This is a genomic window from Streptomyces phytophilus (assembly GCF_013870535.1).
In the GTDB taxonomy this organism is placed as follows: domain Bacteria; phylum Actinomycetota; class Actinomycetes; order Streptomycetales; family Streptomycetaceae; genus Streptomyces; species Streptomyces phytophilus.
The window spans coordinates 1-1,649 of the sequence record NZ_JACBXC010001302.1 but is presented as its reverse complement, the minus strand read 5'-3'; the positions used below and the strand labels follow the sequence as shown (position 1 = coordinate 1,649).

Here is a 1,649-nt window from a genome sequence, read left to right as displayed (position 1 = left end):
CGTCGGAGCCTGCCGGGTCCTCGTAGGGCTGCGGAATGCGATCGCTCATGACTCAAGTGTGCCTGCGGCCGAGAATCCGCCCCAGCCGGGACCGTACGCCCCAGGCCGGCACCCGCCACGCCGCCTCGGCGAAGATGTCCTTGCTCATCTTGGAGTCGCCGCGCTCCCGCTCGACGAAGGTGATCGGGACCTCCACCACGTGGTAGCCGCCGTCGGCCACCCGGCGGGCCAGGTCCACCTGGAAGCAGTACCCCTGCGAGGCGATGTTCTCCAGCCCGATGCCCTCCAGCGTCTCCCGGCGGAACGCGCGGTAGCCGCCGGTGACGTCCCGGATGCGCAGCCCGAGCCAGATCCGCGAGTACGCGCTGCCGCCGCGGGAGATGAACTCCCGGGACCTGGGCCAGTTGACCACGCGACCGCCGGGCACCCACCGGGAGCCGAGCACCAGGTCGGCGCCCTTGAGCGCGGTGAGCAGCCGGGGCAGTTCCTCCGGCCGGTGCGAGCCGTCCGCGTCCATCTCGACCAGCACGCCGTAGCCCCGCTCCAGGCCCCAGCCGAAGCCGGCGAGGTAGGCGGCCCCCAGGCCCTCCTTGCCGGCCCGGTGCAGCACGTGTACGTGCGCGTCGTCGGCGCTCAGCTCGTCGGCGAGCTTCCCGGTGCCGTCCGGGCTGTTGTCGTCGACGACCAGGACGTCGGCGTCCGGCACCGCGGCCCGCACCCTGGAGACGATCGACCCGAGGTTCAGGGCCTCGTTGTACGTCGGGATGATCACCAGGATCCCGCCCAGCGGGCCGTAGCGCCCCTGAACCCCGTCTGTCACTGCCGTCCCTTCCGCAATTCCCGCTTGAGCCGTCCACGCGCGCACACGGCCGCGCGGGACGGGACGCCCACCTTAGCCAGAGTCCACTGAGGTCCGGCACCGAGGCGGTCCGCAACGGTACCGCGGGACGCCGCGCGCGCCACCCCCGGACGGCCGCGGGCGGCCCGCGGGCGACCGCGCAGGAGCGGAGCGAGGGGAAGGAGGGGCGGAGGGCGGGGACGGCGGCGGTGGCGCGCCCTGTCCGCCCGTGCGGCCCGCGCCGCTACGGGTCGGGCCCGGCGCCCTTCGGTCCGACCTGGGACCCGCTGGCTGCGGATCGACCGAGGGCCGTTGTCTACTGAGCGTCCGGGCCCCACCCGGGGTCACACCAGCCCGACGGATGCCATCCTCCCTCGCCCCCGTGCCGGAGTCCTGGACCTGGCTGCCTGCGATGGGGCGCCGGTGCGGCACACCATCCGTGGCCCAGAGCGTTCCACGACTGCGCGGAGGTGATCCGGCCGGACGTCCTGTGGTGGACTCGGCCGAAACTACCCGCCGTTGCCCGCTGCGTGTCAACAGCCGTGTCACCTGTGGCGTTTTGCCGAAGCGGCTGGTCAGTCCCGAAATCAGGCCGCGGTCCCGCGCCCGGGACGGCCTTCGTTCGGCCTATCGAAGATCGTTAACTCACCCGATCGGCCCCGCATGGACGGTGTTTCCGGCCACCACGGTGCGCAGGCACACGGGCAGTTCCGCGCCGGGTGTGAGGTCGGGCAGGCCCGGGGTGCCGGAGCGCGGGTCGGTCGACCAGTTCGCGATCCGCTCGTCGGGCACCTGTACGACGAGGTCGCCG

At 73.2% G+C, this 1,649-nt stretch carries 1 protein-coding gene and 1 pseudogene; both read right to left on the bottom strand.

What is annotated here, in order from left to right; translation table 11 throughout:
* Positions 1-52 precede the first annotated feature (52 nt).
* Positions 53-820 (bottom strand): polyprenol monophosphomannose synthase, encoded by a 768-nt coding sequence (locus H5J30_RS31800; RefSeq protein WP_181791054.1) that lies wholly within the window; start codon positions 818-820, stop codon positions 53-55.
* A gap of 663 nt (positions 821-1,483) precedes the next feature.
* A pseudogene (locus tag H5J30_RS37110) lies at positions 1,484-1,649 on the bottom strand (amidohydrolase); the annotation flags it as partial.